A 22,217-nucleotide genomic window follows, 5' to 3' on the forward strand; every position below is an offset into this window, starting at 1 on the left:
CGGCCCTAGGCCGCGGGCGGCTCCTGGCCGAGGGCCCGGTAACCCGCCTCGGTCAGCCGGCACACCAGCCAGTCGGGCTTGAGCGGGTTGTCGAACCACGGCCGGGCCCAGCCGTGCGCCACGCAGGCCTCGATGGTCTTGCGCGGCACCGCCCGGCCCTCCCGGTCGAACAGCGGCAGCTTTCCGCCGGGCTCGTTAAGACCTCGTTCGAGATAACGGCGCTGCGGGTCGGTCGGCCGCAGAGCCGCCGCATTGTCGCCCTCATGATGCTCGGGGACCAGAGGGAGGCGGTCGTCCGTGCGATGGCGAAGAGCAGGCATGGGCGCACCGTTAACGATGATTAAAAATGGGTTACCAAACTTGGTTTCCCTGGGGCTTCCAGACCTCTAGGATAGCCTGACCACGGGGGGGAATCCCAGCGGCATCGTCATTCCCGCCTGCGGACCGTGCCCGAGACATCGTGCGGTGGCACGACCGGACACCTTTATCCACAGGGCCTCAGTCCTGTTCAGCGTAGCTTGCGAGGCGACGAGCGACATGGCGAACTATCCGAAAAAGGCCAAGGATCCGACGGAGGTCGCTCTGTCGGCCATTCAGGAGGCCCTGAATGTGGGCGGTGGCTCGCCCGCCCCGACCGCTGCTTCGGACAGTCCGGCGGCCCCCATCGACGATCGCCGCGACCGAACGCCTCCCCCCCCGCTGGCGATGGAGGGACCGCCCGCGTTCCCGGAGCCGGTGGCGCACCGACACGACGAGCCGGTCACGATTCCGGCCAACGACGACCGCGAGACCATCGGCGAGGTGCTGCAGTCGCTGCAGCGCCGGCCGTCGCGCACGCCCTACATGGCGGCCGCCCTGTTCAGCGCCGCCTGGGCGATCTCGGCGATCGGCCTCGTCCTCGCCTATTCGGCCGAGATCGGCGTGCTGATGAGCCAGGGCGCCGTCGCCGTGCCGCTGATGTTCGGGATCGCCTCCGGCATCGCCGCGCCGATCGTGTTCTTCTTCGTCCTCGCCAACATGGTGTCGCGCTCGCAGGAGCTGCGCATCGTCGCCCAGGCCATGGCGCGCGCCGCCATGCGGTTCGCCGAGCCGGAGACCGTCGCCTACGACAGCGTCGTCAATGTCGGCCAGGCGATCCGCCGCGAGGTCGCCGCCATGGGCGACGGCGTCGAGCGCGCCATCGCCCGCGCGGTCGAGCTGGAGACCCTGGTCAACAACGAGGTGGCCGCGCTGGAGCGCGCCTACAACGACAACGAGGTGCGCATCCGCAACCTGCTCGACGGCATCGCCCAGCAGCGCGAGACGCTGGTCGGCGAGGCCGAGCAGGTGCGCAACGCCATCTCCAACGTCCATCTCGACCTGTCGCACGACATCTTCACGGTGTCCGAGGTGGTCGGCGAGCGCTTCAACGAGGTGGCGAGCCGCATCACCAGGGCGCTGGCCGACAAGGGCGAGCACATCACGCTGGCGCTCGGCACCGCCGGCGACTCGATGATCGCGGCGCTGGCCGAGCGCGGCGGCGACCTGCTGGAGCGGCTGGAGCGCACCAGCGACGAGGCCACCCGCGCCATCGAGGCGGTCAGCGACCGCCTCGCCGACAGCCTCAACATCAAGACCGGCCACCTCAACGACTCGATCGTCGAGATCGCCGACAACATGCAGGACATGCTCGGCGGCCGCCTCGACCGCGTCGCCGACGAGTTCGCCCAGAAGACCATCTCGCTGGTCGAGCTGATGGAGAACCGCTCGCGCGAGATCACCACCATGGTGATGGAGCACACCGACACCATCTCCGGCACCCTGGTCGACACGTCGAGCCAGATCGCCGAGACCATCGCGACCCGGGTCGACGAGGTGAACAACACCCTCAAGGCGACCGGCGACTCGATCGTCCTCGACCTCAGCCTGCGCGGCGGCGACATCGTCTCCAAGCTGGAGGAGACCGGCACCGCCATCACCGACACGCTCGACCAGCGCGGCGGCGAGATGGTGGCGCGCCTGGAGGAGACCGGCAACGCCATCACGGACACCCTCAACGACCGCGGCGAGACCTTCACCCGCACCCTCACCGACAGCGCCCAGGCGCTCGCCGACACGGTCGGCACCCGCGGCGACGAGGTGCGCGAGCTGCTCGCCGCCCGCCTGCGCGCCTTCGAGGAGATCCTCACCACCGGCAGCGGCGAGCTCGCCGAGCAGCTCGGCTCGCGCGGCGACCAGGTCCGCGACATGCTGTCCGAGCGCCTGCGCGCCTTCGAGGAGATGTTCACCACCGGCGGCAGCGAGCTGGCCGAGCGCATCGGCCGCGACAGCGCCACCCTGGCGAGCCTGATCACCCGGCATCTCGCCGAGTTCGACCGCACCGTGAAGACCTATGGCGGCGACCTGGTCGAGCGCATCGGCCAGCGCACCCAGGAGGTCAACGAGACCCTCAAGGTCTATCTCGACGGCTTCGACACCCGCGTCACCACCAAGTCGACCGAGGTGGCGGACCTGCTGGAGAACCGGCTGCTGCGGTTCCAGGACGCCCTCGACCAGCGCACCCTGACGATCGGCGAGACGCTGACCACCCGGGTCGCCGACATCAGCAAGTCGGTCGGCGACAGCAGCAAGGAAGTGGTCGCCGCCCTCGACCGCCGCGTCGAGGCGATCACCGACCTGATCAACGCCGGCGGCCAGCAGTTCATCGACGCCGTCGGCGGCAAGATGAGCGAGATCGACGGAACGCTGGCGGCCCGCTCGAACGAGGTCACGACCGCGCTCGACGGCCGCATTGCCCGGCTGGAGGACCTGCTCGTCACCCGCGCCGCCGCCCTGAGCGGCGAGATCGAGAGCCGCAGCCAGGCCGCGGCCGAGCTGCTGCTCGGTCGCGCCGAGAGCCTGACCGCGAGCGTCGAGGCGCGCAGCAAGGCGGCCGCCGAGGAGATGCTGACGCGCGTCGAGAGCCTCACCGGCGAGGTCGAGACCCGCGGCAAGGCCGTCGCCGACGCCCTGCTCGACCGCACCCAGGCCGTCACCCACGACATCGAGCTGCGGACCCGCACGGCGGCCGACGCCCTGCTCGGCCGCGTCGAGACCCTGACGGCCGACGTCGAGACCCGCAGCCGGACCGCGGTCGACACGCTGGTCGACCGGCTGGGCACCGCCACGGCCGAGGTCGAGAGCCGGACCCAGACGGTGGCCGACCACCTGCTGGACCGGGCCACGACCGTCACCAGCGAGCTCGAGACCCGCGCCCTCTCGGCCGCCGACCTGCTGGTCGGCCGCATCGGGACGGCCGCGAGCGACATCGAAAGCCGCAGCAGGACGGCGGCCGACCACCTGCTCGGCCGGGCCGACATCGTGACCACCGACATCGAGGTCCGGACCCGCGCCGCCGCCGACCAGCTGGTCGAGCGCACCGCCGCGGTGGCGAACGGCATCGAGCATTCGACCGCGACGGCCGCCGAGACCTTCGCGGCGCGCATCGACCGGCTCGCCGCCGAGATCGAGGCACGCTCGGGCACCACGGCGACCTTCCTGTTCGACCGCTTCGAGGGCTTCGCCCGCGACATCGAGGTGCGCAGCAACACCGCCGCCTCGTTCCTGAGCGAGCGGATGGACAGCTTCGGGGCCGACATCGAGGCGCGCTCCGACACGCTCGCGTCGCTGCTCGCCGAGCGGGCCGAGGCCGTGGCCCACACGGTCGAGACCCGCACCGACACGGCCGCCGCGATCCTGGTCGAGCGGGCCGAGCGCGCCGCCAAGGCGGTCGAGGACCGCAGCACCGCGGCGACCGAGCTGCTCGCCGGCCGCTTCGAGGCCGCCTCGCGCGACGTCGAGAGCCGCAGCAACGCCGCCACCGAGATCCTCGCCACCCGCCTGGAGGCGGCGACCCGCGAGATCGAGGCGCGCAGCCGCGAGACCACGGCGGCGCTGGCCGGCCGCATCGAGCAGCTGGCCGAGGCGGTCAAGACCAACACGCTGGAGGCCGAGATCGCGCTGGAGCGGCTCGGCGAGAACACGGCGAACGCGGTGCGCAGCAGCGCGGCCGACGCCGAGTCCAGCATCCTGCGGGCCGCCGGCGTGTCGACCGACCAGCTCCGCGTCGTGGTGGACGAGATCCAGGAGCTCCTGACGACCGTCTCGTCGGGCGTCGCCGGCACCCTCAAGCAGGACGCCGTCGATCTCGAGCGCCTGCTCACCGGCACCTCGGCCACGGTCAGCGGCACCCTCAAGCAGGACGCCGCCGAGATCGAGCGGCTGCTCCGCTCGCTGTCGGCCGGCCTCTCCTCGACGCTGCGCCAGGACGCCGCCGAGGTCGAGCGCGCCCTGTCGACCGTCACCGAGGGCGTCAGCACGACGCTGCGCGAGGACGCCGGCGAGTTCGAGCGGACCCTGACCGCCCTGTCGACCGGCATCAGCAGCCGGCTGCGCCAGGACACCAGCGAGGCCGAGCGGACCCTGACCACCCTGTCGACCGGCGTCAGCAGCCGGCTGCGCCAGGACACGGCCGAGGTCGAGCAGGCCCTCTCCGGCCTCTCCAACGAGGTCAGCGGCACCCTGAGGTCCGACGCCGCCGAGGTCGAGCGCACGCTCACCGCGGTGACCGCCAGCCTCGGCGACACCATCAAGCGCAGCGCCGCCGAGGTGCAGCAGTCGCTGACCGGTCTCTCCACCGAGGTCGCCGCCACCTTCGTGGGCAAGGCCGACGAGATCGCCGGCGCCATCGAGAGGCGCTCCACCGAGCTCAACCGCGTGCTCGACGAGAAGAGCAGCGGCCTCCTCTCGGCCATGACGGCGAAGGGCAGCGAGTTCACGGCCGGCATGAGCCGGGTCACCGACCACGCCGTGAAGTCCATCGAGGCGAAGGCCTTCGCCTTCACCCAGACCATGATGGACAACTCCAACGAGCTGGCCCGCGTCATCACCGAGGCCAGCACCAAGGCCACCGACACGGTCAACAAGAGCCTGAAGGACCTGCAGGACACGTCGCGCGGCGCGGTCACCGACTCGGCCGCGGCGCTGACCAAGCGCATGCAGGACTGGCAGGAGATCACCAAGACCACGGTCGCCCAGTCGGCCGCCGGCCTGACCCAGAAGCTGCAGGAGCTGCAGGAGGTCACCCGCACCACGGTGGCGCAGTCGACCACCGCCCTGACCCAGAAGGCGCACGAGCTGCAGGAGAGCACCAGGACCATGGTGGCGCAGTCGACGGCGGCCATCACTCAGTCGGCTCAGGAGCTGCAGAAGACGGCCACGACCACGGTGGCACAGTCGACCGCGGTCATCGCGCAGTCGACCCAGGAGCTGCAGGACAGCACCACACGCCTGGTCGGCCAGTCCGGCACGCTGCTGGCGCAGCGGGCCCAGGAGTTCCAGCAGGTGAGCCGCGTCGCCGTCGAGCAGTCCACGGCGACGATCCTCGGCCGCATCGAGGAGCTGCAGAAGGTCTCCGAGGACGCGATCGAGCAGTCGAAGCAGACCGCCGTGGCGACCGTCTCGGAGATCCTCGAGACGCACGGCATGCTGCGCTCCGACACCACCGCCCTGTTCGAGCGCCTGCGCGAGGCGAACGCCCTCATCCAGGAGGTGCTCGGCGGCGCCCAGGACAATCTCGGCGCCATCGAGCAGGGCCTGTCGTCGCGGGTGACCGAGTTCGTCACCACGATGAACGAGCTGCTCGCCCGCACCAACCAGACCACCGACCGGGTCAACGAGCACATCGGCTCGTTCCAGGACATCAGCAGCAAGGTGATGAACGAGCTGGGCGAGATCGTCACCCAGTTCGACAGCCACGGCCGCTCGCTGACCGAGATGGTCGACCTGATCGAGGGCTCCAACCGGCGCAGCGAGGAGGTCCTCTCCGAGCGGCGGGCCGACCTCGAGAGCATCGTCGCCACGCTGGACGGCCGCACCGAGGATCTCGACCTCCGGCTCAAGCGCTTCTCGGATCTGCTCGAGGAGTCGCTCGGGGCCGCCGAGGGCCGGGCCCGCGACATCGCCCGCATCGTCGCCGAGGCCTCGTCGCAGGGCGCCCGCGCCATCGCCGAGAACCACGAGCGGGTGCGCTCGACCGCCGAGGAGGAGCGCCAGCGCACCGCCGAGAGCCTGCACAGCGTCTACGAGCAGGCCTCCAGCGAGGCGCACGCCCTGTTCCGGCAGACCGCCAACGAAGCCGAGTCGATGCTGCAGGCGGCGACCGAGCGCTTCACCGACGTGCTGTCGAACATGAAGCAGATGACGTCCGAGATGCAGCGCGAGCTGGAAGGCACCCGGCAGGAGCTGCGCCGCGGCATCCTCGAGCTGCCGCAGGAGACCGCCGAGAGCGCGGCCCAGATGCGGCGCGTGATCGTCGACCAGATCGAGGCGCTGGCCGAGCTCAACCGCATCGTCGCCCGCCACGGCCGCACCCTCGACACGACGACGGTCGAGCCGACCCGGCGGGCCCATCGCGAGGAGGCGGAGCTGGCGGTCGCCTCCGGCGGCGGCCGCGGCCAGGGCGGATCCCGCACCGTGGTACGCGAGGTCCCGCCGTCCCGTGCCGAGGCGCCGGTGGGGCCGCCCCCCGCCCCGCCGCAGCCGGTCGGCCGTCGCCAGATCGAGCGCAATCCGATCGAGCGCAATCCGGAGCCGCAGACCCAGGTTCCGCCCAACGGCCCGAACAACGGCGGCCGCGGCGGCTGGCTCTCCGACCTCCTGAGCCGCGCCTCGCGGGAGGACGACGACCAGCCCCTGCCCCGCGGCGGCCAGCCCCAGGCGCTGCGCCAGGACGGCCCGGCCGACGATCGCAGCAGCCGCTACACGATCGAGTCGCTCGACGCACTGTCGGTCGACATCGCCCGGATGATCGACCACGACGCCGCGGCCGAGCTGTGGGACCGCTACAATCGCGGCGAGCGCAACGTGTTCACGCGCCGCCTCTACACCATGCAGGGCCAGAAGACCTTCGACGAGATCCGCAAGCGCTACCGGGCCGACCGGGAGTTCAAGCAGACCGTCGACCGCTACATCGGCGAGTTCGAGCGGCTGCTCGAGGAGGTCTCGCGCAACGATCGCGGCCAGGTCGTCGCCCGCACCTACCTGACCTCGGAGACCGGCAAGGTCTACACGATGCTGGCCCACGCGGCCGGACGGTTCGACTGAGCGGTTCTCGGTCGTGATGGATCGGACCCGACTTCCGCTCGTCCCCGCGAAGGCGGGGACCCAGAGGCGATACGGCACGCCGCCCCTGGATCCCCGCTTGGGCGGGGATGAGCGGAGTGTGGGTCGACTTCAGTGGAAACCGATCCGAGGCTTCGAACGAGAGGCGTCCAAACAGTCGTGACAAGCGACAGGACGAAAGGCGGCGCCCCCGGGCGCCGCCTTTTTCGTTGGGACCGCGCGGCGCCTTCGCGCACCGATCTTCCAAATGCTTCGGAAGAGCCGGAGAGGGCGCCAGACAGAGTGGGAGGCGAGCGGCTCGCCGCTCAGGCCGCCGGGGATCGCACCGGCGCAGCGCGGGCGGCGTCGACGTCCGGGCTGCGGTATCGATCCTGCGGGATCCGGCTCAGGGTAGAGCCCATCGGCGGCCCGGCTGCGAGGCCGTAGACTTTCGAGAAGCTCATGATCAGCGGCCGCCACCGGTCCGGATCGCCCCGGTTCGGATTGCCGGCCTCGATCACCGACGGCGCGAGATGGACCCGGTGCACCGCACCTCGAAGACGACGCTCCGGCGCCGCACCGCCCGGCTCCCGGGCCTGCCCCGTCGAGCGACCGGCTACCGCACCCGGCTGCCGGCCGGCCGGGCCGGGGCGCCGCCGAACAGGAGGCGGCTGGGGTTCTGGTCGATGTTCTTGACCGCCTGCTCGAGCGTCGAGATCGCGCGGCGGCCGTCGACCGCGAGGCGCTCCCATTCGCGCAGGCCGGTCTGGCTGAAGCGCGTCAGCCCGGTCGACATCTGGGTGATGTTCTTGTCGAGATTGTCGGCCAGCGTGCGGATCGAGCGGGCCGCCAGCGCGATGTCCTCGAGCTTGGTCTCGGCCCCGGTCATCACCGACTCAGCGGTCGCCACGATGCGGTCGATGCGCTCCGAGTTGTCGGCGAGCGTCTGGGTGAAGGCCTCCATGTTGCGCAGCGTGGTGCGGAAGGAGGTCTCGTTGTCGGCGACCAGCGAATCGAGCCGGCGCAGCACGCTGCGCGCCGCCGAGGTGACGTCCTGCCCGGCCGAGAGATCGGCGCGCAGGATCGGCGGATCGAGCAGCGGCGCGGTGGCCGAGCCGCCGCGCAGCGACACCGAGGCGAAGCCGGTGAGGCCCTGGAAGTCGAGGCCGACATGGGTGTCGGTGCGCAGCACCACGGCGCGGTCGACCGCGACCGACACGATCACCTGGCGGGGCGCGTCGGGATCGATGCGCACCGAGGTGACGTCGCCGACCCGGATGCCGTTGAACAGCACCCAGGAGCCGGGCCGCAGGCCCGACACGGCGCCCTCGAACACCACGTCGTAGCGCTTGCGGTCGAGGCCGCCGGGCGGCGCGCTGAACCAGTAGACGAACGTGAAGGCGCCGACCACGACGGCCAGCGTGAACAGCCCGACCAGGATGTAGTTCGCTCGCGTTTCCATCGTCGAACCGCCCGCCCTTTCGTCGTCCCGCACGGCCGCAGCCGGCCGGCGTCTTCCCTGCCCCGCAGGCCCGCCCGTCTAGGCCACCCGGACCGGCTCGCCGACACGCGACCGCACGCCCCGGAAATAGGACCGGATCCACGGATGATCCGACGCGAGCATGGCGGACATCGGGCCGACCGTGATGACCCGCCGATCGGCCAGCACGGCGATCCGGTCGCAGACCGCGTGCAGGCTGTCGAGATCGTGGGTTACCATGAAAACCGTGAGACCCAAAGTCTGCTGCAGGGTCTTGATCAGCGTATCGAATTCGGCCGCCCCGATGGGGTCGAGCCCGGCCGTCGGCTCGTCCAGGAAGACGATCTCGGGGTCGAGCGCCAGCGCCCGGGCGAGCGCGACGCGCTTGATCATGCCGCCCGACAGCTCGGACGGGATCTTGTCGCAGACGCTCGCGTCGAGGCCGACCATCTCCAGCTTGGCGACCGCCACCTCGTCCATCAGCCGGCGCGACAGCGACAGGTGCTCGCGCATCGGGAACTGGACGTTCTGCAGCGCGGTGAGCGACGAGAACAGCGCGCCCTGCTGGAACAGCACGCCCCAGCGCCGCTCCAGTGCCCGCCGCGCCCGCGCCCCGAGCCGGGCCGGATCCTCGCCGAACACCGTGATCCGGCCGGAGCGCCGCGGCAGCAGGCCGACGATGGTGCGCAGCAGCACCGACTTGCCGATGCCCGAGGCGCCGACGCAGCCGAGGATCTCGCCGCGGGTGACGTCGAGCGACACCCCGTCGAGCACCGTGGTGTCGCCGAACCCGCTGACCAGGTCGCGCACGCCGATGACGAGCTCGTTGCCGGGGGCCAGCATCGTCACGCTCCTCCCCGGCCGCGGTCATTCCGGGACGGCGCGCCAGCGCCGGACCCGGAATCCAGCCAGGATGTCCGAGACCGTCGCTGGATTCCGGGTTCGCGGGCTGGTGCCCGCGCCCCGGAATGACGGGTGAGTTCCGCCAGCATCGTCACATCCCGATCGTCGCGAAGAACATGGCGAACAGGCCGTCGAGCCCGATCATCAGGAAGATCGACTTCACCACCGAGGCGGTGGTGTGCAGCCCGAGCGACTCGGTCGAGCCCTTCACCTCGAGCCCCTCGACGCTCGCCACCGCGCCGATCACCAGCGCCATGAACGGCGCCTTGATCATGCCGACGGCGAAGTCGTCGATCGAGATGGCGTCGTGCAGGCGCGACAGGAAGATGTCCGGGCTCATGCCGCCGTACAGCCAGGCGACCAGGCCGGCGCCGTAGAGCGCCGCCATCGAGCCGACGAAGGTGAGCGCCGGCAGCGCGATCACCAGGGCGACGACGCGCGGCAGCACCAGCACCTCGAGCGGGTCGAAGCCCATGGTGCGCAGCGCGTCGGTCTCCTCGCGCATCTTCATCGAGCCGAGCTCGGCCGTGTAGGCGCTGCCCGAGCGGCCGGCCACCATGATGGCGACCATCAGCACGCCGATCTCGCGCAGCACCAGGATGCCGACCATGTCGACCACGTAGGTCTCGACCCCGAAGCGGCGGAAATGAAAGAGACCCTGCTGGGCGATGATGCAGCCGATCAGGAAGGTCATCAGCAGGATCACCGGCACGGCCCGCCAGCCGACCCGGTCGAGATGGTGCACGGTCGAGGTGAAGCGGAACGTCCACGGCCGCAGCGCGGTGCGCAGCGCCACCACGGTCAGCTCGCCGAACATCTGGACGATCAGCAGCAGGTCGCGGACGAGGCCGACCACGGTCTCGCCGAGGCGGGCGAGCGCGTCGGCGAGCGGATTGAAGCGGCGCCGCGGGATCGGCGTCCGGTTGACGGCATGGGCGACGTCGACGAGGGCGCGCCAGCGCTCCGGCAGGTCGAGCACCGCGGCGGTGCGGCCGTCGGTGCGCAGGGTGCGCACCAGGCGCTCCAGCAGCCACGCTCCGAAGGTGTCGAGCCGCTCGACCCCGCCCATCCGGATCTCGACCGCGGAGACGCCGCGGGCGCGCCGCACCGCCGTCTCGACCAGCCGCTCCAGCTCGCCGGCCCGGTCCGCCGTCCACGAGCCCGCGGCGGCGAGCGCGAGCCGCCCGTCCGTGACGCTGAGATCGAGCAGGCGATCGCTCATCTGGGGCTCCGGCGGCGAGAGCTACGGGATCCCCCGACTCGCCGACCCTGATACTTGACACCGCGCCGCCGGCCTGTCGAGGTCCACGGCCCTGTTGCTCCGAGGCACCACGATGTCCCTCCGTCTCGCCGCCGCGTCGGAAAAATGGCCGATCGCAGGCACGTTTACGATCAGTCGCGGGGCCAAGACCGAGGCCCGCGTGGTGGTCGCGACCGTGACCGACGGGACACACACGGGCCGCGGCGAGTGCGTGCCCTATGCGCGCTACGGCGAGAGCGTCGACAGCGTGCTGGCCGCGATCGAGGCCATGGCCCCTGCCCTGGCGGCCGGGTGCGACCGCGCCGCCCTGCAGGAGAGCATGCCGGCCGGGGCGGCCCGCAACGCCATCGACTGCGCCCTGGTCGACCTCGCGGCGAAGCGCGCCGGGGTGCCGGCCCACGCCCTCTTCGGCCTGCCGGCGCCGCAGCCGCTCGTCACCGCCTACACGATCTCGCTCGGCGCGCCGGACGCCATGGCGGACGCCGCGGCGGCGGCCGCCGCCCGGCCGCTCCTCAAGGTGAAGCTCGGCGGCGGGCCGCAGGACCCGGAGCGCATCGCCGCGGTGCGGCGCGCCGTCCCCGGCGCGACCCTGATCGTCGACGCCAACGAGGGCTGGACCGAGGCCGACCTCGCGGCCAATCTCGCCGCCTGCGCGGCGGCCGGCGTGCAGCTGGTCGAGCAGCCGCTGCCGGCGGCCGACGACGCGGCGCTCGCCCGCGTGCCGCATCCGGTGCCGGTATGCGCCGACGAGAGCGTGCACGGCGGCGACACGCTCGCCCGCCTGCGCGACCGCTACGACGCCGTCAACATCAAGCTCGACAAGACCGGCGGCCTCACCGAGGCGCTGGTGGTGGCGGCGGCGGCGCGCGCGCTCGGCTTCGAGATCATGGTCGGCTGCATGGTCTCCACCTCGCTCGCCATCGCCCCGGCGGTGCTGCTCGCGCAGGGTGCGGGCTTCGTCGATCTCGACGGACCGCTGCTGCTTGTGGGCGACAGGCCACACGGGCTCGTCTTCGACGGCAGCGTTCTCCATCCCGCTACCCCCCTGCTGTGGGGGTGAGTCTTTTCCCGATTGAGGGTTCCAGGCTCGACGGGTACCAATTCCGGACGGCCGACTCGGGGACGGCTCGCACGGGGGAATGGATCATGCGGACTGCCGCCTGGATTCTCGGAGCCTCGCTCGCACTCGCCGCCGCGACGACGGCCGCCATCACGCCGGCCGCCGCCGACGTGCTGATCACGTCCGACACGGGCGGCATGATCGGCGACTACGTGGCCCGCTGGCAGCGGGTCCGCCAGAGCGGCGAGCGCGTCGTCATCGACGGCACCTGCCTGTCGGCCTGCACGATCGTGGTCGGGATGATCCCGCGCGACCGGCTGTGCGCCACCCGCAACGCCGCCCTCGGCTTCCACGCCGCGTGGCTGCCGGACGCCAACGGCAACCGGGTGACCAGCCCGATCGCGACGAAGGCGCTGTGGGGCATGTATCCGGGCAGCGTGCGCCGCTGGATCACCCGGCGCGGCGGCCTCACCCCGCGCATGCTGATGATGCGCGGCCGTGACCTCGCCGCCGTGGTCCCGTCCTGCGAGTCGGGCGCCCGGCGGATCGCCGCCTCGCCGCGGCCGGCCGCCCGCGTCGGCCGTCAGGCCCGCGCGCTCCGCCGCGCCCCGGCCGCGATCGCCACGCCGGCCGTCGCCGAAGCCGCCATGGCCAGGTAGGCGAAGCTGCCGAAGGCCGAGACCAGCAGGCCCGAGGCGCCCATCGCCACCGCGAACACCACGGCGACGACGCTCGCATAGTCGCCCTGGCCGGTGGCACCGCGATGCTCCTCGGCGAGGAAGTGCATGGCGCCGAGATGGGCGGCGCCGAACGACAGCGCGTGCAGGCCCTGCAGCGCCGGCAGCAGCCCGGCCGGCGGGTCGAACGCCATCACGGTCCAGCGCAGCACCGCCCCGGCGCCGCCGAGGAGCAGCATGTCGAGCGGCCGCAGCCGCGTCCCCAGCCGGCCCGAGAAGGCGAACAGCCCGATCTCGGCCACCACGCCGATCCCCCACAGGGCGCCGATCTCCAGCCCGTCCAGGCCCTTGGCGGCCCATTGCAGGCTGGCGAAGCCGTGCAGCACCGCGTGGCTCGCCTGGATCAGGGCGCCCGCCGCGACCACGGCGACGAAGCGCGGCGATCGCCACGGGCTCGGCCGCGCCGCCGCCGGGCCGGCGCCCTCCGCGGGCGGATGCAGCGGCCGCAGCAGGCTGGCGGCGGCGGCGGTGGCGACGAGCGCCCCGACCAGGCCCCAGATCACGTCCGGCGCGCCGAACCGCTGCAGCAGCAGGCCGCCGCCCAGATTGGCGACGATGAAGCTCGCCGAGCCCCACAGCCGCACCGGCCCGTAGGCCCGGCCGCGCTCGGCGAGCCCGCGCAGCGCGAAGGCGTCGGCGAACGGCAGGATCAGGGCCTGGGTCAGCGAGGCCGCCGCATAGGCCGCGAGGATCGCCGGGAAGCCGTGGCTGCGCTCCAGCAGCACGAAGGACGCCACCGTCACCCAGGAGGCGACGATCAGCGGCCCCTTGAGCCAGCCGCGGCGGTCGGCCAGCCGGGTGGCGAGCGGCACCACCACGGGCCGGGTCGCCATCGCCAGCGCCAGCACGAGGCCGATCTCGCGGGCGTCGAGGCCGCGGTCGGCCAGCCACACCGGCAGGAAGGGCAGCTGGATGCCGGCGAAGACGAAATAGGCCGCGTAGAAGACGCCCATTCGCCGGGCGAAGCCGTCGTCCGGCAAAGTCCTGTTAAACAAAGGCATCTCGCGGATTGCGCTCCGGTGGCGAGTCGTGCAGATGCTTTAGATCGCGGTCGCCGAAGTGGAAACCGGTTTTGCGTCCGGCCCCGCTCCACGCCTCGTCCCGGGTGGGTCCCGTGGGCGAATTCGGCTGTCCGGTCCGACCGGAGCCGAACGAACGGGTGACCATGTCCGACGCCCTCTCCTCCTACCCGCCGAGCCCGGATCCCGATCCGGCCGCGCCGCCGTCGCCCGCCGAGATCGACTACGAGGCGATCAGCGAGGCGCTGATGGAGACCCGGCGGGGCCGCTGGTTCCTGGAGGAGCACGCCCGCCGCACTCGCCTGGAGGAGATGGATCTCCTCGCCCTCATCCTCGGCCGCATCGAGGTGGCGATCGCCGACGCCCGCGACGAGGCGCGCGCCAAGCTCGCCGAGCCGGCGCTGCCGCTCGCCGTGCTGGAGCGGCTGCCGGTGTCGCTGGAGCGCATCGAGGCACGGCTCGCCTTCCTGCCCGATCCGGCCGCCGACCGCACCGAGGACATCCTGGGCGCCATCGACCGGCTGCACGAGACCGTCGCGGCGCGGCCCGAGCCGGCCCCGGCCGCCGACCTGGAGCCGGTGGCCGCCGCCCTCGCCCGCATCGAGGCGGCGATCGCCGAGCAGGCGCCGCCGGCGCCCGAGGTGCGGGCCGCCGATCTCGCGCCCCTGCCCCGCATCGAGACGGCGCTGTCCGACCTTCGCGACGCCCTGGCGGCGCAGGCGCCGGCGCCGCCGGCGATCGGCCCCGACGACCTCGCCCCGCTCGGCCGCATCGAGGCGGCCGTGACCGAGCTGCTCGCCGCGCTGGCCGCCCAGACGGCGCCGGAGCCCGAGATCCGGGCCGCGGACCTCGCCCCGCTGGAGCGGATCGAGACCGCCGTCGGCGAGCTCAAGGCCGCGCTGTCCGAGCAGGCCGCGGCGGAGCCGGCGGTCGGGCCGGACGACCTCGCCCCGCTCGGCCGCATCGAGACCGCGCTCGCCCGCATCGAGGCCGCCGTCGCCGAGCAGCAGCGCGCCGAGCCGGAGGTGCGGGCCGCGCCGGCGCTCGGGCCGGACGACCTCGCGCCGCTGGCCCGGATCGAGACCGCCGTGTCCGACATGCAGGCCGCCCTCGCCGCCCGCGAGCCGCCGGCGCCCGAGGTGCGGGCCGAGGACCTCGCCCCGCTCGGGCGGATCGAGGCGGCGCTGGGCGATCTGCAGGCCTTCCTCACCGCGCCCGAGCCGGCCGCATCCGAGCCGCCCGCGCCCCTCCTCGGCCCCGACGATCTCGCCCCGCTCGGGCGCATCGAGGCGGTGCTGGGCGATCTCCAGGCCTTCCTCACCGCGCCGCGGCCGGCCGAGCCCGTCCTGGGACCCGACGACCTCGCACCGCTCGGCCGCATCGAGGGCGCGCTGGCGGAGCTCCGCGCGACCCTCGCCGCACCGGCCCCGGCCCCGGCCGCGCCGGCGATCGGCCCGGACGACCTCGCTCCGCTGACCCGGATCGAGGCCGCGCTCGCCGATCTCCGCACCGCCGTGGCGGCGCAGCCGGAGCCCGGCATCCGGGCCGACGACCTCGCCCCGCTCGCCCGCATCGAGAGCGCGGTCGAGGCCCTGCAGGCCACCGCCCCGTCGGCCGGCTGGACCGACGACCTCGTCGGCGCGCTCGGCCGGATCGAGAAGGCGCTCGGCGAGGAGCGGGCCCCGCCGGCCCTCACCAGCATCCTGGAGGATCTGGTCGCCGCGCTGGCCCGCGTCGAGGCGGTGCTGATGCGCGAGCCGCATCAGGACGCCGCCGCGGCGCGGCGCGACGTGTTCGCCGCGGTCGAGCGGATGGAGGCGCTGGTCGAGGCGACGCTGCGCACCACCCGCGAGCCGCCCGGCGCCGAGGAGATGCGGGCCGAGCTGATGTCGCTCGCCGGCGCCGTGGAGAGCGTCGGGACCGCGGTCGCGGCACTGTCCGCCGACCCGGAGCGCGCGGCCGTGCACGGCGAGGCGACGGCCCGGCTGCTGCACGAGCAGAACGCCTGGCTGCACCGGCTCGTCGAGGCGCTGGCCCGCATCCAGCCGGTCGCCGAGGCCAACGCGGTTCCGCCCGCCCCGGCCGCGGCGGCGGCCGCGACGATCCAGGCAGCGGCCCAAGCCCCGGTCACCGCATCGGTCGACGCCGCCGTCGGGATCGTGCCGGCACCGGCGCCGGCCCCCGAGCCGGTCGCCGCGACCCGCGAGCCCGCCGAATCGAACGAGCCCGCCGCGCCGCCGCAGGTCGCGGAGGCCGTGGAGGCCGCGCCGGCGGAGTCCCCCGCGGCCCCCGTGATACCCGCGGCGGCGATCTCCGACCCCCTCCGGCCATCCACGACTTCGTCCGCGAACGACTCTCTGGACATGGATGCCCGGCACGAGGCCGAGCATGACGAGTCAGCATCAGCGGCCGGTGACATGACGCCCGCCGCCGTGGCGGAGGAGCCGCCGATTCCGGTGGTCGATTTCGACTTCGGGACGTCGGCCGCCGCCCCGGAGAGCGCGTCCGGGAGCGAGATCGCGGCCGCAGAGCCGGCAGAGCCGGTCGAGACCCCGGCCGCCGCCGTGGCGGTCGCACCGGAGGCCGGGCCGACGCCGCAGGTGCCGGAGACGGCGGCGGAGCCGCCCGTCGCCACCGTGACGACCGGCATCACGCCGTTCCATGTGCCGTCCTGGCTGGTCGGGAACGATGCCGAGGCGGCCGCGGCCGCGGGCGCGATCGCGGCGCCCGTCGCGGAGCCCGAGCCGGCCGCCGCGGCGGAGCCGGAGGCGGCTGCCGCGCCGCCGCCCGAGCCGGCCCGCCGCGACCCGGTCAGCGCCTACCGGTTCTCCATCGGCGACGTCCCGGCCGCCTCGGGATTCTCGCAGGGCGGCCGGGCGGCCGGCCTGTCGGGTCCGGGCTGGAGCCGGCTCGGCCGCATCCACGAGGCCGAGGAGGCGGAGGCGGCCGAGCCGCCGCCGCCCATGCACACCGTGCCGATCGACCCGCTGGCGCCGCTCAAGACGCTCACCGAGGAAGAGAAGATCGCGCTGTTCAGCTGACCCGGCGCGTCCGGCCCGCCGGGCGTCTGCGGACGGCGCTCAGCCGATCAGGCGGCAGAACAGGTCGGCGTCGACATTGCCGCCCGACAGCACCACCACGACCACCTTGCCGCGGGCATCGACCCTGCCGCACATCAGCGCCGCGAGGCCGACGGCACCGCCCGGCTCCACCACCAGCTTGAGCTCGTGGAACGCGAGGGCGACGGCGCGGCCGACCTCCTCGTCGGTGGCGACGACGCCGGCGACGCCCATCGCCAGATTGAGCGGGAAGGTCAGCGCGCCGGGCGTCGACATCAGCAGCGCGTCGCAGATCGAGCCGCTCATCGCCTCGTTGCGCTCGCGCCGGCCGCTGGCGAGCGAGCGGGCGTAGTCGTCGAAGCCGGCCGGCTCGGCGGTGAAGATCCGCGCCTGCGGCGCCTTCGCCTTGACCGCGATGGCGGTGCCGGCGGTGAGCCCGCCGCCCGAGGCGTTGACCAGCACGATGTCGGGCGACAGATCCTGGGCGGCGAGGTCGATGACGATCTCGCGCCCGACCGTGCCCTGCCCGGCGATCACCAGCGGATGGTCGTAGGGCGGCACCACGAAGGCGCCGCGCTCGCCGGCGATGCGGCGGGCGATCGCCTCGCGGTCCTCGCGCACGCGGTCGTACAGGACCACCTCGGCGCCGTAGCCGGCGGTGCGCACCTGCTTGCTCTTCGGCGAGTCCGACGGCATCACGATCGTCGCCGGCATGCCGAGGAGCTGCGCCGCCGCGGCGACACCCTGCGCATGGTTGCCGGACGAGAAGGCGACGACGCCGGCGGCGCGCCGCTCCGGCGGAATCGACGCGCAAGCGTTGTAGGCGCCGCGGAATTTGAACGAGCCGGTGCGCTGCAGCGTCTCCGGCTTGAGGAAGACGCGGCCGCCGGTGAGCCGGTCGAGCACCGGCGCGGCGACGAGCGGGGTGCGCACCGCGACGCCGGCGAGCCGCGCGGCGGCGGCTTCGACATCGGCGACGGTGGGCGGCGGAAGGTCGGAGGCGGGATCGATCGCAGTCATGGCGCGGGACCGTAGACCGCGCGTTTCACGACCGCAAGGCGCGGCCGCGCACGCCGGCTACGCCGCGGCGCGCTCGCGCTCCTCGACGCCGCGGCGGAAGCGGACCAGCGTGTAGACGCCGAGCGGCTTGATCGGCCGGCGCTCGATCAGCGCGACGGCACCGTGCCGCTCGGCCCAGGCGGCGAGCCGGGCGAAGGGGAACTCCGGACGCAGCCCCATCCTGCGGGCCGGCCGGGCGAGCAGCCGCTCCAGCGCCGCGCCGACGCCCTTCTCCGAGTAGAGATGGTTGACCAGGATGATCTCGCCGCCCGGCCGCACCACGCGGGCGCACTCGTCGAGCACGCGCTCGGGATCGGCGACCAGCGTGATCACGAACTGCGCGACGACGCAGTCGAAGGCGCCGTCCTCGAAGGCGAGGTCGGAGGCGTCCATCACCATCACGGAGTCGACGTGCGGGAAGCGGCCGGTGGCGAGCCGCGCCTTCGCCTTGGCGACCATCGGGGCCGACATGTCGATGCCGACCACCCGGGTCGAGTGATCGTAGTCGGAGAAGGAGAGCCCCGTCCCCACCCCGACCTCGAGGATGCGGCCGCCGACCCGGCGGGCCGCCTCGGCGGCGGCGCGCCGGCCGCTCTCGAAGATCGGCCCGCACACCATGTCGTAGAGCGGCGCCCAGCGGGCATACGCCTTCTCCATGACGTGGCGCTCGGGATCCGCGAACGCATCGACACGCGGCTCGGACATCGGGAACTCCAGGGGAACCGAATGATCGGGACGAACGGCCGGACGGCGGCGGCGGCGTCAGGCCGCCTGCGCGGCGATCGTCGCCGGCTCGGGCTCGATGCTCTCGGCCCGCCGCGTCCAGGTGATGATCTCGAATCGGCCGTCGAAATGCTCGGCCACCGCCGTGCAGCTCTCCACCCAGTCGCCGCAATTGATGTACTGGACCCCGAAGGTGTCGTGCATGGTGGCGTGGTGGATGTGGCCGCAGATCACGCCGTCGACGGCGTGGTGCTGCGCCTCGGCGGCGAGCGTCTTCTCGAAGTCGCCGATGTAGTTGACGGCGTTCTTCACCTTCAGCTTGGCCCACTTGGAGAAGGACCAGTAGCCGAAGCCGAGCCGGCGGGTGAGGCCGTTGAGCAGGCGGTTCAGCGTGATGGCGAGGTCGTAGGCCTTGTCGCCGAGCAGCGCCAGCCAGCGCGCCTGGGAGATCACGAAGTCGAACAGGTCGCCGTGGATCACCAGATAGCGCTTGCCGGTCGGCGAGACGTGGATGGTGTGCTCCACCACCTCGATGCCGCCGAAATGCGTGCCGTAGTAGTCGCGCAGGAACTCGTCGTGATTGCCCGGCACGTAGACGATGCGGGCGCCCTTGCGGCCCTTGCGCAGCAGCTTCTGGACGACGTCGTTGTGGGCCTGCGGCCAGTACCAGCTCGACTTCAGGTGCCAGCCGTCGACGATGTCGCCGACCAGGTAGACCGTGTCGGCCTCGTGCCAGCGCAGGAAGTCGAGCAGCTTGTCGGCCTGGCAGCCGCGGGTCCCCAGATGAACGTCCGAAATGAACAGTGTGCGGAAGCGCCGCAGTCCGTTCTCCGTCACGCTCCGCTCCCATCAATGATCGTGAACATGCGCGGGTTCTCGCAGAGTCCTGTTGCGGTTCGATGACGCAGTGCGGCGACGCGTGCGCCCGGTTGCCGTCATCGGTTCGTCATGCGGGCGTTGTAGTCGCCCGTCATGACACTCCTCGGAATCGCCACCGCGTTCTGCGGGCTCACCGCCTTCGTCCACGTCGTGAGCGTCGCGGTCGCGGCGTATCGCTGCCGCGTGCCGGCGAGGCATCTGCCGCCGGCGTCCGGAACCCCGCCCGTCACCATCGTGCGGCCGGTGTGCGGAATCGAGAATTTCGTCGAGGAGACGCTCGAGTCGACCTTCCGGCTCGACTATCCGGCCTACGAGATCCTGTTCTGCGTCGCCTCGCCGGCCGATCCGGTGATTCCGGTGGTCGAGGATCTGATGCGGCGGCACCCCGCCGTGCCGGCCCGCCTCCTGATCGGCAACGATCCGGTGAGCGCCAATCCGAAGCTGAACAACTGCGTCAAGGGCTGGCACGCGGCCGCGCACGACTGGGTCGCCATCGCGGATTCCAACGTGCTGATGCCGGCCGACTACCTGCAGCGCCTGCTGGCGACGTGGCGGGCCGACACCGGGCTCGTCTGCGCCCCGCCGGTCGGCAGCCGCCCGGACGGCTTCTGGGCCGAGGTCGAATGCGCCTTCCTCAACACCTATCAGGCGCGCGCCCAGTACGTCGCCGACACGATGGGGCTCGGCTTCGCCCAGGGCAAGACGCTGTTCTGGCGCCGCGACGTGCTGGAGGCCGGCGGCGGTCTCGAGGCGCTCGGTGCCGACGTCGCCGAGGACGCCGCCTCGACCAAGCTGGTGCGCGGCCTCGGCTGGCGGGTGCGTCTCGCCGACGCGCCGTTCGAGCAGCCGCTCGGCCGCCGCCGCGCCGCCGAGGTGTGGCGCCGGCAGTCGCGCTGGGCGCGGCTGCGGCGGGCCTGCTTCCCGCTGTACTTCCTGCCCGAGATCCTGACCGGCGGCGTGTTTCCCGGGGTCGCCTTCGCGGCGGCCGTGCACGCGCTCGGCGGGCCGGTGCTGCCGCTGCTGCTCCTCTTCTGGCTCGCCTGGTACGGGCTCGAGATGGCGCTGGCGCGGGCGGCCGGCTGGCACGTCTCGCGCTGGTATCCGCTGCACGGCCTGCTGCGCGACCTGATGCTGCCGGCGCTCTGGCTCGACGGCCTGCTCGGCCAGTCGTTCGAGTGGCGCGGCAACGAGATCCGGGTCGCGGCCGACAGCCGGGCCACCTGACCATCGCTCCCGCTACCACCGTCGCCCGCCGGCTGCCCGGCGGCGGAACCTGTCCGGCCGGGCCGACTTGGCCCGGAAGGACAGAGCACCCCGAACGGGCGGGAGCATTCTCATGCGGTCACGAACCAACACGACGACGGCGCTTCTCGCGGCCCTGGCGCTCGCCGGCGCCTCGACCCTCGCGATGGCCCAGAGCGGCGGAAGCGGCGGCAGCAGCGGCGGTGCCTCCGGCGGGGCGGCGGGCGGCGCCTCGACCGGCAGCGGCTCGGCCGCGACCGGCACCGGCTCGGGCAGCTCGGGCGTGGCCCCGAGCGGCACCCCGAGCGCCGGCGTCGGCTCCACCGGCTCGGTCTCGACCGGCGGCACCCCGATCGCGCCCGGACCGGCTCATCCGGGCCAGGGCCTGAACAGCCAGGGCACGGCGACGACGCCGACCGGCAGCCAGACCACCGGCACCTCGGTGCCCGGCCCGGCCCTGCCGGGCGGGTCGTCGGCGCGCGGCACCGGCACCTCGACGCCCTCGCTCAACGGGATGGGCACCCCCGACATCATGAACGGCATGCCGAACAGCGGCACCGGTACCGGCACGACGCCCGGCGCGCCGCCGCGCTGACGCGTCGCGCGCGGCCCCGAGGCCCAACGACGCCGGCCGGACGACGGCCGGCCATCGCAGCGTGGAGACTGGGCGCCCGGGCGCCGTCCTGGTATCGAGGCACGAGCTTCGTCGACCCAGGACACGCCTGCCCCAGGACACGCCCATGGACCTCGGACTGACCGGCCGTACCGCCATCGTCTGCGCCTCGAGCCGCGGGCTCGGGCGCGCCTGCGCCCAGAGGCTCGCCGAGGCGGGCTGCACCGTGGTGATCAACGGGCGCGACCGCGAGCAGCTCACTGCCGTCGCCGTCGCCATCGCGGAGAGCACGGCGGCCGCCGTCATCCCGGTGGTCGGCGACGTCGCGACGCCGGACGGCCAGGCGGCGCTGCTCGAGGCCTGCCCGGATCCCGACATCCTGATCAACAACAATGCCGGCCCGCCCTTCCGGGATTTTCGCGAGCTCGACCGCGCGGCGATCCTGACGGGCGTCACGGCCAACATGGTCGCGGCGATCGAGCTGACCCAGAAGGTGATCGACGGGATGCGGGCGCGCCGCTTCGGCCGCATCGTCAACATCACGTCGGGCTCGGTGAAGATGCCGCTGCCCGGCCTCGACCTGTCGTCCGGGGCGCGCGCCGGGCTCACCGCCTTCATGGCGGGCGTCGCCCGCACCGTCGCCGCCGACGGCGTCACCATCAACGCCCTGCTGCCCGGCGTGTTCGAGACCGACCGGCTGAAGGCGATGATCGCCGCGACGGCGGCGAAGCGCGGCCTGTCGCCCGACGAGGTCGCGGCCGAGCGCCTCGCCACCGTGCCGGCCCGCCGCCTCGGCACCCCGGACGAGTTCGGCGCGGCCTGCGCCTTCCTGTGCTCCGTCCACGCCGGCTACATCACCGGCCAGAGCCTTCTCATCGACGGCGGGGCGTTTCCCGGGGCGTTCTGAACGCCATGACCATCCCGAGGCAGTGCGGCGGCGCCCCCTCGCCGTCGCCCTCGGATGCCCGCCTTCGGCGAGCACCTCGGGGTGACGATTGGAAGTGGTCTCGGGACCCTGAAGAGCGGCCGCCCGCTCTTCTCGGAGACTGGACGGAACTGTGCC

At 73.1% G+C, this 22,217-nt stretch carries 15 protein-coding genes; 7 read left to right on the forward strand and 8 right to left on the reverse strand.

Annotated features, from left to right (window positions below; translation table 11 throughout):
• Nucleotides 1-5: 5 nt before the first annotated feature.
• The gene (locus tag J2S22_RS16405; protein ID WP_272777507.1) at nt 6-320 is read right to left on the reverse strand and encodes a hypothetical protein; all 315 of its coding nucleotides are present in this window, start codon (nt 318-320) and stop codon (nt 6-8) included.
• Between the two features lie 415 nt (nt 321-735).
• Between J2S22_RS16405 and J2S22_RS16410 the strand changes: the two genes are divergently transcribed.
• A complete protein-coding gene (locus J2S22_RS16410; protein ID WP_272777506.1) occupies nt 736-7,122 on the forward strand; it encodes an apolipoprotein A-IV repeat region-like domain-containing protein in 6,387 nt (2,128 codons plus the stop codon).
• Between the two features lie 613 nt (nt 7,123-7,735).
• On the opposite strand, the gene J2S22_RS16415 is transcribed toward J2S22_RS16410, so the two are convergent.
• From J2S22_RS16415 to J2S22_RS16425, 3 genes are all read right to left on the reverse strand, one after another.
• Nucleotides 7,736-8,581, reverse strand: a complete 846-nt coding sequence (locus tag J2S22_RS16415) for an MlaD family protein (protein WP_272777505.1) — start codon at nt 8,579-8,581, stop codon at nt 7,736-7,738.
• 78 nt (nt 8,582-8,659) lie between these two features.
• The gene (locus J2S22_RS16420) at nt 8,660-9,442 is read right to left on the reverse strand and encodes an ABC transporter ATP-binding protein (RefSeq protein WP_272777504.1); all 783 of its coding nucleotides are present in this window, start codon (nt 9,440-9,442) and stop codon (nt 8,660-8,662) included.
• 151 nt (nt 9,443-9,593) lie between these two features.
• Entirely contained in the window at nt 9,594-10,724 is a 1,131-nt protein-coding gene (locus tag J2S22_RS16425; protein ID WP_272777503.1) for an ABC transporter permease, read from the reverse strand.
• A gap of 112 nt (nt 10,725-10,836) precedes the next feature.
• Here J2S22_RS16425 and dgcA point away from each other — a divergent pair, with 112 nt between their 5' ends.
• Both dgcA and J2S22_RS16435 read left to right on the forward strand, forming a co-directional pair.
• Nucleotides 10,837-11,823 carry an N-acetyl-D-Glu racemase DgcA gene (gene dgcA / locus J2S22_RS16430; RefSeq protein WP_272777502.1) on the forward strand — a complete coding sequence of 329 codons (987 nt, stop codon included), beginning with the start codon at nt 10,837-10,839 and terminating at the stop codon, nt 11,821-11,823.
• An 86-nt stretch (nt 11,824-11,909) separates the two neighbouring features.
• A complete protein-coding gene (locus tag J2S22_RS16435; RefSeq protein WP_272777501.1) occupies nt 11,910-12,482 on the forward strand; it encodes a hypothetical protein in 573 nt (190 codons plus the stop codon).
• Here the strand turns inward: J2S22_RS16435 and J2S22_RS16440 are convergent.
• Complete coding sequence (locus J2S22_RS16440) at nt 12,407-13,513, reverse strand: MFS transporter (protein WP_307155849.1); 1,107 nt, start codon at nt 13,511-13,513, stop codon at nt 12,407-12,409. The genes J2S22_RS16435 and J2S22_RS16440 overlap by 76 nt on opposite strands.
• A 212-nt stretch (nt 13,514-13,725) precedes the next feature.
• Here J2S22_RS16440 and J2S22_RS16445 point away from each other — a divergent pair, with 212 nt between their 5' ends.
• On the forward strand, nt 13,726-16,620 hold the full coding sequence (locus J2S22_RS16445; RefSeq protein ID WP_272777499.1) for an amino acid adenylation domain-containing protein: 2,895 nt from the start codon (nt 13,726-13,728) through the stop codon (nt 16,618-16,620).
• Between the two features lie 39 nt (nt 16,621-16,659).
• Here the strand turns inward: J2S22_RS16445 and J2S22_RS16450 are convergent, their stop codons facing one another.
• The 3 genes from J2S22_RS16450 to J2S22_RS16460 are packed head-to-tail and all read right to left on the reverse strand — an operon-like array spanning nt 16,660 to nt 19,257.
• Nucleotides 16,660-17,658: a threonine ammonia-lyase gene (locus tag J2S22_RS16450; protein ID WP_272777498.1), complete on the reverse strand. Its 999-nt coding sequence runs from the start codon at nt 17,656-17,658 to the stop codon at nt 16,660-16,662.
• A 57-nt stretch (nt 17,659-17,715) separates the two neighbouring features.
• Complete coding sequence (locus tag J2S22_RS16455) at nt 17,716-18,402, reverse strand: class I SAM-dependent methyltransferase (protein ID WP_272777497.1); 687 nt, start codon at nt 18,400-18,402, stop codon at nt 17,716-17,718.
• Nucleotides 18,403-18,459: 57 nt separating this feature from the next.
• Entirely contained in the window at nt 18,460-19,257 is a 798-nt protein-coding gene (locus J2S22_RS16460) for a UDP-2,3-diacylglucosamine diphosphatase (protein WP_272777496.1), read from the reverse strand.
• 135 nt (nt 19,258-19,392) lie between these two features.
• Here J2S22_RS16460 and J2S22_RS16465 point away from each other — a divergent pair, with 135 nt between their 5' ends.
• The 3 genes from J2S22_RS16465 (at nt 19,393) to J2S22_RS16475 (ending at nt 22,061) form a co-directional block, all read left to right on the forward strand.
• Nucleotides 19,393-20,523: a ceramide glucosyltransferase gene (locus tag J2S22_RS16465; RefSeq protein WP_272777495.1), complete on the forward strand. Its 1,131-nt coding sequence runs from the start codon at nt 19,393-19,395 to the stop codon at nt 20,521-20,523.
• Between the two features lie 112 nt (nt 20,524-20,635).
• The gene (locus J2S22_RS16470) at nt 20,636-21,136 is read left to right on the forward strand and encodes a hypothetical protein (protein WP_272777494.1); all 501 of its coding nucleotides are present in this window, start codon (nt 20,636-20,638) and stop codon (nt 21,134-21,136) included.
• 145 nt (nt 21,137-21,281) lie between these two features.
• Nucleotides 21,282-22,061, forward strand: a complete 780-nt coding sequence (locus tag J2S22_RS16475; protein WP_272777493.1) for an SDR family oxidoreductase — start codon at nt 21,282-21,284, stop codon at nt 22,059-22,061.
• Nucleotides 22,062-22,217: the final 156 nt, after the last annotated feature.

The sequence above is a fragment of the Rhodoplanes tepidamans genome (genome assembly GCF_030813915.1).
Taxonomy (GTDB): Bacteria; Pseudomonadota; Alphaproteobacteria; order Rhizobiales; family Xanthobacteraceae; genus Rhodoplanes; species Rhodoplanes tepidamans.

Bases quoted from the DNA above. Each gene is read 5' to 3' on its own strand.
- J2S22_RS16465 (WP_272777495.1), top strand. From the start codon at position 19,393: ATGACACTCCTCGGAATCGCCACCGCGTTCTGCGGGCTCACCGCCTTC.
- J2S22_RS16470 (WP_272777494.1), top strand. From the start codon at position 20,636: ATGCGGTCACGAACCAACACGACGACGGCGCTTCTCGCGGCCCTGGCG.
- J2S22_RS16435 (WP_272777501.1), top strand. From the start codon at position 11,910: ATGCGGACTGCCGCCTGGATTCTCGGAGCCTCGCTCGCACTCGCCGCC.
- J2S22_RS16475 (WP_272777493.1), top strand. From the start codon at position 21,282: ATGGACCTCGGACTGACCGGCCGTACCGCCATCGTCTGCGCCTCGAGC.
- dgcA (WP_272777502.1), top strand. From the start codon at position 10,837: ATGTCCCTCCGTCTCGCCGCCGCGTCGGAAAAATGGCCGATCGCAGGC.
- J2S22_RS16420 (WP_272777504.1), bottom strand. From the start codon at position 9,442: ATGCTGGCCCCCGGCAACGAGCTCGTCATCGGCGTGCGCGACCTGGTC.
- J2S22_RS16455 (WP_272777497.1), bottom strand. From the start codon at position 18,402: ATGTCCGAGCCGCGTGTCGATGCGTTCGCGGATCCCGAGCGCCACGTC.
- J2S22_RS16425 (WP_272777503.1), bottom strand. From the start codon at position 10,724: ATGAGCGATCGCCTGCTCGATCTCAGCGTCACGGACGGGCGGCTCGCG.
- J2S22_RS16445 (WP_272777499.1), top strand. From the start codon at position 13,726: ATGTCCGACGCCCTCTCCTCCTACCCGCCGAGCCCGGATCCCGATCCG.
- J2S22_RS16415 (WP_272777505.1), bottom strand. From the start codon at position 8,581: ATGGAAACGCGAGCGAACTACATCCTGGTCGGGCTGTTCACGCTGGCC.
- J2S22_RS16450 (WP_272777498.1), bottom strand. From the start codon at position 17,658: ATGACTGCGATCGATCCCGCCTCCGACCTTCCGCCGCCCACCGTCGCC.
- J2S22_RS16405 (WP_272777507.1), bottom strand. From the start codon at position 320: ATGCCTGCTCTTCGCCATCGCACGGACGACCGCCTCCCTCTGGTCCCC.
- J2S22_RS16440 (WP_307155849.1), bottom strand. From the start codon at position 13,513: ATGGGCGTCTTCTACGCGGCCTATTTCGTCTTCGCCGGCATCCAGCTG.